The following is a 7,474-nucleotide window of genomic DNA, read 5'->3' as shown; positions in this document are numbered from 1 at the left end:
TGTCCATTGGACTCCGGAAATGGGCGCATGGGTTCTAATCAGTGAAAGTTGGTATAAGCCCTTGCGGGAACGCTTTGTCAGCTTCACCTATTTGACCCGCCCTGCCGATCATGGGTCCTGGAAACCAGGACTGCATGCCACGGCCGGTCGGGACCCCAGGCGTTTCCACCCTTTGCCCGACGTTACCGTGGATGAAGACGAGCGCTGGTGCGAATGCGGTAACCGGACATTACCGTCTTAGAGAGGATTGGCTGACGTTCAACGCTAAAACCGACACGTTCACCGGAACAGCTCCGGTCGGCGCCAGCAGCTTCGGCATGACGGTGACAGCTACGGATACCAGCGGACTCAAAGCGACGGACAGCTTCACCATCAACGTCCTTGGGGCGCCGACGGTTACCCAGACCTCGGCCGAGACGATGACTGTGGGTAAGTCGAGTTCGTTCTCTCTGCCGGCCCACACATTCGTTGATCCGCAAGGATCGGCGATGCACTGCATCGCTGAACTTGCCAGCGGCGGCGCCCTGCCCCCTTGGCTGCAGTTCAATTCAACGACCCTCACCTTTATCGGCACGCCGCCCACCACCGTGCCGGCTTCGCTGTCGGTCGAGGTGATCGCGAAAGATACCAGCGGACTCACCGCGGCGGACACCTTCACTATCGACATGGTGGGCGCTCACACGACCAATTCTGTTGGTCTTGTCGGCGTTTCCGGGACGACCAGTTCGACGGTGCACGGGTAAAAACGCCTTAACCGGAGGACATCAAGGGCGTTTCTTCCGGACACGCCCTTGATACTTCCCGCTCATTCGATCTCGCTAAACTCGCATAATTTTGGTCTGCTGGCCCGGCGAGGATGCCGTCATCCGGTCGCATGTTTGACTGGCTTGTCCAGTCTTACTCGAAGCTCGGTCATACTCTTCGGCTTCACCGCTGGCTTCCTCTTCTGCCTTATCCCGATATCTTTGCCGCCCGCGCCCGGCATTTTTCGGCTATCACATGGCACATCTGTTGCCGTTCTTTCGGGTTGAGTGCGGCGAATAGTCCCACAATTTCCCGGTCCGCCCCGAAGGTCGAAACAATGATCTGTGCCAACTGCTCAGGGGTTGCGACTCCCGTCTCGTCCCACAGATCGGCGACCGCCCGCAGGTTTTTCGGCGGCAGTTGGCAGATCATTAATTCCAAAACGGGCTCAATTACCCATTCTTCTATGCTCATTTCCGTTCCCTCTCTGTCAGACGCGGCGTTGCAAGAATTGCAAGGGCGGCACGGGCTGATCGTTGGCCAGTGCGCTGCCTTCCTTGGCCAGGAGGGCATCAACTCCGGCGGTCATGGCAAGGCGGATTTGCGGCTCTGTCAGTCGATCTGCGAGCATCAGGAAAGACATATTGCGGAAGCGCTCGTCCTTGTCAGCCCTCAGGAGCCGCAAGAATTGCAGTCCGGTCACCGGCGACATCTCCCAGTCCGAGACGACTAGACCGATCCTCTCGATATTGATTCGAAGACTCATCAGCGCAGTTGCACCGTCGAATGCTTGCTCAACCGGATGGCTGCAGGCCTGATGACTGAAATAGGAAGCGACGATCCGGCGGATCGTCACCTGATCATCTACAATCATCACTGTTTTGCCTGGAGGCAACTCTGGTCTGGGAACCCCAATGCCGGAATCGTGCCCCGTATTGGCCGCGCTGAAATTGTACATGGTAATCTCAGCTGCGTTTGCTTTTCTGCCCAGGTTCGCCGGCAGAATTCTTATTCTCGCCGCGGACCTTGGCGACGAGTTGAGTCAGCTGCTCAAAGCTTGCCGCACCAGGCACGAATTGGCTCCCGACGAACATGCCGGGCGTCGCTTTGTGCGCCACTTGATCGCCCAGAGCGATATTCCTTGTGACGGCAGCGTCGACCTGGGGAGACTTCATCTCGGCCTTGATTTTGTCGGCGTTGAGCCCGACGCTGGTGGCGATCTCGAGGATGCGCGGTTCGCCCAAGTTGTGCCCCGACGTCTTGTCATTCAGCAGCGCATTGTGGAACGCCTCATAGCCGCCTTGAGACATGGACGCCAGCGCGGCTTTGGCCGCCATGAGCGAGCCCGGGCCGAGGATCGGATAATCCTTGTAGACGACCTTCACACCCTTATCGCTGGCCAGCAGCTTGTCGATCTCCGGCCCAAGCATCTTACAGGCTGGACACTGGTAATCGAAAAAGACGACGACGGTCACGTCCCCCTTCGGGTTGCCAACCACGGGATCCTGCGCATTGTCGACCAGTTCGGCTTTGTGCTGTGCATAGCCGTTCTCACCCTGAATCTGCTGAAGGCGCTGGGTCATTTCCATCAGCACTTCGGGATGGCGCAACAGATAATCGTGGATTGCTTGCTCGAACAGGCTTTCAGGCGCCGGCGCCTGCTGTTGTTGTGCTCCGGCCGTCACGGGCACCAGGATCGCCAACGCGCACACAAGACTACGAAATTTCATACCTTCTCCACGTCGTAATGCCGCCACGGCGGTTGGATTTTTCTGGACTGGTGCCCTTGATGCGGTCGCATAATGCTTGGTGGCGAAGACCTCGCGTCAGTCTGGCAATAGACTGAGGCCATGCTTCTCCAGCAGAGCCACGACCTCGGCTACGCCCTTCTTGCCGAGATTCGGAACCCCTTTCACAAGGGTCCTGGCCGAGAAACGCAACAGGTCGGTCAGCGAAGTGATTCCCTCGTCGTTGAGCGAACGTTTGGTCCGCGTTGTGAGTTCGACGAAGTAATCCCCCTGCGCCAGAAGCTGGAGGCGCTTTCTTTCGCGGGTCTCGATGCGAACCAGTGCCTCAGGACTGATCCCCAGCTCTGCCGCAACCTCCTTATTGGTCTTCCGGCCCCCTGCCCTCACATTCGCTGCGGCAGTGGCGATTTCACGGTCACGGTTCTGCAGGTCGACCAACGTGCTGATTTTCGGTGGTTCATCGCCATCATCGTTCGTACCACTCTGGATGATGAGTTGGGCCGATGGGCCTTGCGCACCGGGCAGCCGCCTGTTCAGCGGTTCTCCGTTCGCCGCAACTGCCGGCGTCATATCCCCACTGTCCATTTCCAGGATGTCGGGGACGAGGCGACTAAAGTTCTCCGCAGTCAATTTCTACTTCCATCTCCCATAGATCGGAACTCGAGGCCTGGAAACGCTTCAGCTTTCGACCAAGGCCGCAACAGGCTTTGGCGCAAGCGCAGAATCAACCCAGAATTTTCCTGATGGGCCGCAAGCTCCATATCTTCCCCTTGCAGTCGTGCATAACTCTGCTCCTCTCGTTACTGGGTTCATCTTTAACGAGCATCGAAGCGGAAATTTGTTTTTTTCGAGTGTATGCATGCACGCAACGCAAGATCGTTCTTGTTCCATAGTATTTGTCTGACATTCCGATGAGTCAGTTCAAAGAACTTCAACATATATTGTTTGCGGTGTGATGATCGGTCTTCGTGCGTCTTCCATTTCACACGCTCCTACGTATGAAGGCTATGCTACCGACACCGACTAGGCTTGTAGACCGTCAATAAGAGACAAAATCGCGTGATATATGGCTGCTTGCCTTCACCCGACGGCACGTTGAACCACCTGAGTCCTCACGGACCACACGCATGTTTTTTGCGCTATTCGGATTTTGCGGTTGATTTTGCGTGAATGCGAGCGAGTCGCATGAGGTCTGTCCGGGTTGATTTCATCACCTGGCACGTCTTCGAGGTTTATCCACAGGCCGCTCGGAAAGTATCACTTATCAAGCCTTTGACCGCGGGGGCGCCCCCGCCCTGGAAAACGATGCCCAGCAGCTGCTCAATACGCGCGCCGAGGCCCGCATATAGTCGATCGGGTGCCCCCCCGCGCCTGGTGGTCGTACCCCCGGCCACGCGGCCGATAAGAAGGCCTTATCGGCCGGTGGCCACCGGGTGGCGGGGGACACCCAGTCGATCATGTAGCTGGCCTGCCCAGGCGCTCGACGCATCGAAGAGAATATACGGTCTTTGGTCGTCTTCGCCGAAAAACAGTCGCCGCCAACGATGCCCCTCGCGACATCTAGGCGGTCCGGGCTGCGCTTCCCGCGTTGAACGCACGGCGAAGATCACGCACTCCCGGCTCAAGCACCTGATAATCCAGATAGGCTGCGTCCACTGTGGCATTCCCTCATATTTTTCCGTCGCCACGATCTGTCCCTGGTCTGAATCCCAGGCGCGCCACTATCCATCCCAGGATGATTCCAATGTACGGCAGCTGGTCGCCGAACTGCTTCGTCTTCATGTAGAAGCTGACCACCACCACTAGCAACCCAGAGAAGAACAGTAGCGCCCGGTTGACAGGCGACTGTCTGAACGAATGAAGCTTCGCACGGCACTTACGGAGGTTCGCCATCATGATAATCGAGTCGTACCGTTCACGCCTTCCGACCGCCGTTGCGGGTGGCCATCTCCAAAAGTTGGGAGGTCGACAACAGCTTGCCGTCGACTTGGTGTTGCAGCCCGGCCATGTAGACACGGTGTCCAACCTTGCGCAGCAGCGCCACGGCTTCCAGCATCAATTCCGATTCGCGCCCAGATCGTCGCCGCTGTGGCGGCGGCTCAAATAACCCGAGTTGTTGGCCTCTCATCGGCTTCCCCTTCTGTCAGATGGCGGCCGGCGCCGGCGGCGCCTGGTCGACCATCTCAAAGCGATAGCGCGGCCGATCTCCGGCACCAGGTTGTCCTGTGTCGACGATCCGCACCATCTCGGGTGCGTGGCACTCGCGCAGCGCCCGCTCCATTTGCCAGAGGTGGTGAGCGTCGAGGCGGTCCTGCAGCTCGTCTGTCATGCTCAGGTTTCCCTTTCTATTGGTCGCTCACCTGGGCGCCGGGCCACCAGCCCCTAACGGCGCCATATGCCCACAGTATGAAGCCCGTCATCCCCAGGATCATAACAACGAGCTGCTTTTCGGTTGTGGTGCGTGTCGACCATATTGCCAAGTTGGCGCGTCTTATCCCCCATCCAAGGGAATGCGGTTCGTCGTCTGCGGCATCGGGGGGAGGGGTCCATCCCATCAATGTCTTGCTTTTCTGCAAAAGCCACATTGCCTTGGTTCCTTTCAGGCCCGCGTGTCGGGAACAACAGGATCAGCAAGCGCTGTCCCCGCGCCGGTCAAATAGACAGCGCCATCTCCGGGAGAAATCATCCAGCCTTCTCGCACCAGCTTTTCGATTTCGCGTTCTACGCCATGGCCGAATTGGTGTTTTCCACGCAATTCGTCCAGCCGTAGAGATCCTCCTTCTGCCAAGGCTGTCCTCAAGATATCAAGTTCAAAAGGTTGCGGCTTTCGAGCCATATTGGGTCCCTTTATACTGCCAACTTGCGGGCAGCCCAGGCCGCCGCTGCAAGCAAAATCTCACCATGACACGGCTTCGGCGCGCAGCAGCAGACCAACGCGGCGCCGTCGAGGCCAGCCAGATCCGGAAGCCGCACGCGACCGGCGTTGATCTCCGCCCACAGCCATTCCCGATACCTGGCAAGCACCGTGTTCCGGTCACCGTCCCGACCGATGACGAACGGATTTCCCCACTTCGACGGGCGCATGATTCGAATCGCGCCGGGCGGGATGAAATCTCGTTCCGTCAAGTGGTTAAAAACCGGCATCGGCCGTTCCCTTTATGATCAGCTATTACCTGGTGGATTGATTTTGGTGCTGCTTCCTCCATTGCCTGAATCGAGAGCACCAGGGCTCGAAGGTTAGGAACACTCCAATACCGCAAAAAAGCAAAATCGCGATATTGGGGATGATGATCCAAGAGACTCGATAGATGGAGTGACCATTGTCCATCCCAACCTTCTGGATATCGGCAAATGTCGAAATAATAGCGAGAAAAACTCCAAACGTGCCTATAAGGCGGGCCTTTTTGATGAGGCGTTTTTTGCTGGATGCGTCTTGTGTAAGTGTTTTTTGTGCAGGCATAGTATCTATTCCTTCCTCTTGTGTCACTTCTGTTTGCGCTTGCGCGTTTTTTTCATCCGACCTGGCTCCACCCAGAGTCGGTTACGCTTGTAGAGCCAGCCGGAATCAATCCGCTCTGCCGGCTTCGCTGGCACCATTTCTTGGCGGCGAATATCTAATTCAGCCAATGAGCGGCCCTTGGCCACCTCTTCCAAGGCCTGTCGAAACAGCGTTACATCACCAAAATAATTCGGATAGGCGGCCTTTAGGCCGTCAATTTTGTCCGCTTCGACCAGCACCACGTCATTACCGTCATTGCCGGTTTCGCGATCGACGGATTCCGCTTCCGAATACAAAGCCATCGCACGGCTTGCCGAATGCAACGGTTGCACCAGCACTTCTTTAGCCTTGGCGTCAAAGCGAATAAGGTAGTACTCGGGCGCTTCTCGCGCCGTCACGCTGATTTCACGCCAGTGAACGGCGTTCGCCAGGGTGGCCAGCGTAAGATCGGCATCCAATGTTTTATTGAGGGCCTGGATTTCGGCAATTCTCTCGACTTGGCCAGGAACGCCAGGCGGTTCCGGGCATCCTTCAGCAACACAAAATTCGGCCGACATTAGAAGAAACAGCCGCAGCCAACTCCGATCCCCAACACTGCCCTTGAGATATTCGCCGCGGTAGAGGCCGACGGCCTCCACCGCCGTCGCCCAGGAATGCTGCAATTGCGTCCGGACCTGAATTTCGATGCGCCGGTCCATGTAATGAGAGCGGCACAGTTGATCCTGAAACGCAAAAACTAGGTGATGACTCCGGTAGCCGTCTGGTTTTGGCGCCAGAATGTAATCGTTCTCCTTGCACTTCTGATGACGGAGATGTTGGGTGAGCGCGTCACCAATGGTTCGGACGTCGGCAATGGTCGGCAAGATCAGCCGACAGCCGCCGACATCTTGCAATTTATCGAGATAAATAGACGATCTTTTGAGCTTCGCCCTGATCGCCGGCATTCGCTTCAGACGGGCACCGGTGATCCCGCTGACGGCACAGCGTTTCATCCAGCGGTGGGCGCTTTGGCGAATGCTTCTCATCGGATAGGCATGGGCTATTCGGAATTGATCAGCAACGCGAAACGCTTCGATATATTCCTCGGGCGTCGGCGCGTCGACAGGGACCAGCATCTTGCCGCGCAACAACTCACCGGCGGCTCTGACCGTCACAGTCGTTCCGAACGATGCAACATCTGGCACTTGGTGCAATTCGCTCAACTAGGTGCCCCCCTGAATCAGACGACCTTAAGATCGGTTGGGTGGCCGGTCGCTATCACCGGCGTTCCCCTTGGATCACGCGGCAGTGGCAGCGGTCATGAGCTTATTGGTCCACTGAATATCGTGGCCGCTATCGTCATCATCCCAGACAACATTGCAGGTCGTCACCCTGGACAAATTGTCGTCAACATTGGTGATGGTCCCGGCGATTTCGGAATCTTTGACATGGCAGACGCGGGCTCCCACATAGACGTGGTTGCCATATTCCGCTCGAAGTTGTT

At 57.1% G+C, this 7,474-nt stretch carries 12 protein-coding genes; 1 reads left to right on the top strand and 11 read right to left on the bottom strand.

Annotated features, from left to right (window positions below; all coding sequences use genetic code 11):
- Positions 1-191 precede the first annotated feature (191 nt).
- Complete coding sequence (locus F8N36_RS15565; protein ID WP_291333917.1) at positions 192-743, top strand: putative Ig domain-containing protein; 552 nt, start codon at positions 192-194, stop codon at positions 741-743.
- Positions 744-951: 208 nt separating this feature from the next.
- Here F8N36_RS15565 and F8N36_RS15560 read toward each other — a convergent pair whose 3' ends face one another.
- From F8N36_RS15560 to F8N36_RS15510, 11 genes are all read right to left on the bottom strand, one after another.
- On the bottom strand, positions 952-1,218 hold the full coding sequence (locus F8N36_RS15560) for a hypothetical protein (RefSeq protein ID WP_291333915.1): 267 nt from the start codon (positions 1,216-1,218) through the stop codon (positions 952-954).
- Positions 1,219-1,234: 16 nt separating this feature from the next.
- Positions 1,235-1,702, bottom strand: coding sequence for a response regulator (locus tag F8N36_RS15555; protein WP_291333914.1), 468 nt, complete (start codon positions 1,700-1,702; stop codon positions 1,235-1,237).
- A gap of 7 nt (positions 1,703-1,709) precedes the next feature.
- Positions 1,710-2,474 (bottom strand): DsbA family protein, encoded by a 765-nt coding sequence (locus tag F8N36_RS15550; RefSeq protein ID WP_291333913.1) that lies wholly within the window; start codon positions 2,472-2,474, stop codon positions 1,710-1,712.
- Positions 2,475-2,570: 96 nt separating this feature from the next.
- Positions 2,571-3,122 carry a DNA-directed RNA polymerase subunit alpha C-terminal domain-containing protein gene (locus F8N36_RS15545; RefSeq protein ID WP_291333911.1) on the bottom strand — a complete coding sequence of 184 codons (552 nt, stop codon included), beginning with the start codon at positions 3,120-3,122 and terminating at the stop codon, positions 2,571-2,573.
- Positions 3,123-4,407: 1,285 nt separating this feature from the next.
- Complete coding sequence (locus F8N36_RS15540) at positions 4,408-4,548, bottom strand: hypothetical protein (RefSeq protein WP_291333909.1); 141 nt, start codon at positions 4,546-4,548, stop codon at positions 4,408-4,410.
- 87 nt (positions 4,549-4,635) lie between these two features.
- A complete protein-coding gene (locus F8N36_RS15535; protein ID WP_291333907.1) occupies positions 4,636-4,821 on the bottom strand; it encodes a hypothetical protein in 186 nt (61 codons plus the stop codon).
- Positions 4,822-5,091: 270 nt separating this feature from the next.
- Complete coding sequence (locus tag F8N36_RS15530) at positions 5,092-5,328, bottom strand: hypothetical protein (protein ID WP_291333905.1); 237 nt, start codon at positions 5,326-5,328, stop codon at positions 5,092-5,094.
- 11 nt (positions 5,329-5,339) lie between these two features.
- A complete protein-coding gene (locus tag F8N36_RS15525) occupies positions 5,340-5,636 on the bottom strand; it encodes a DUF4326 domain-containing protein (protein ID WP_291333903.1) in 297 nt (98 codons plus the stop codon).
- Between the two features lie 25 nt (positions 5,637-5,661).
- The gene (locus tag F8N36_RS15520) at positions 5,662-5,952 is read right to left on the bottom strand and encodes a hypothetical protein (RefSeq protein ID WP_291333902.1); all 291 of its coding nucleotides are present in this window, start codon (positions 5,950-5,952) and stop codon (positions 5,662-5,664) included.
- Positions 5,953-5,975: 23 nt separating this feature from the next.
- Positions 5,976-7,193 carry a RelA/SpoT domain-containing protein gene (locus F8N36_RS15515; RefSeq protein WP_291333900.1) on the bottom strand — a complete coding sequence of 406 codons (1,218 nt, stop codon included), beginning with the start codon at positions 7,191-7,193 and terminating at the stop codon, positions 5,976-5,978.
- Positions 7,194-7,268: 75 nt separating this feature from the next.
- Positions 7,269-7,474: hypothetical protein (locus tag F8N36_RS15510; protein WP_291333899.1), on the bottom strand; the 206-nt coding region annotated here is incomplete at its 5' end.

This window comes from Desulfovibrio sp., assembly GCF_009712225.1.
In the GTDB taxonomy this organism is placed as follows: domain Bacteria; phylum Desulfobacterota; class Desulfovibrionia; order Desulfovibrionales; family Desulfovibrionaceae; genus Desulfovibrio.
The sequence above is the reverse complement of the archived record's forward strand: the minus strand, read 5'-3'. Positions and strand labels throughout refer to the sequence as shown.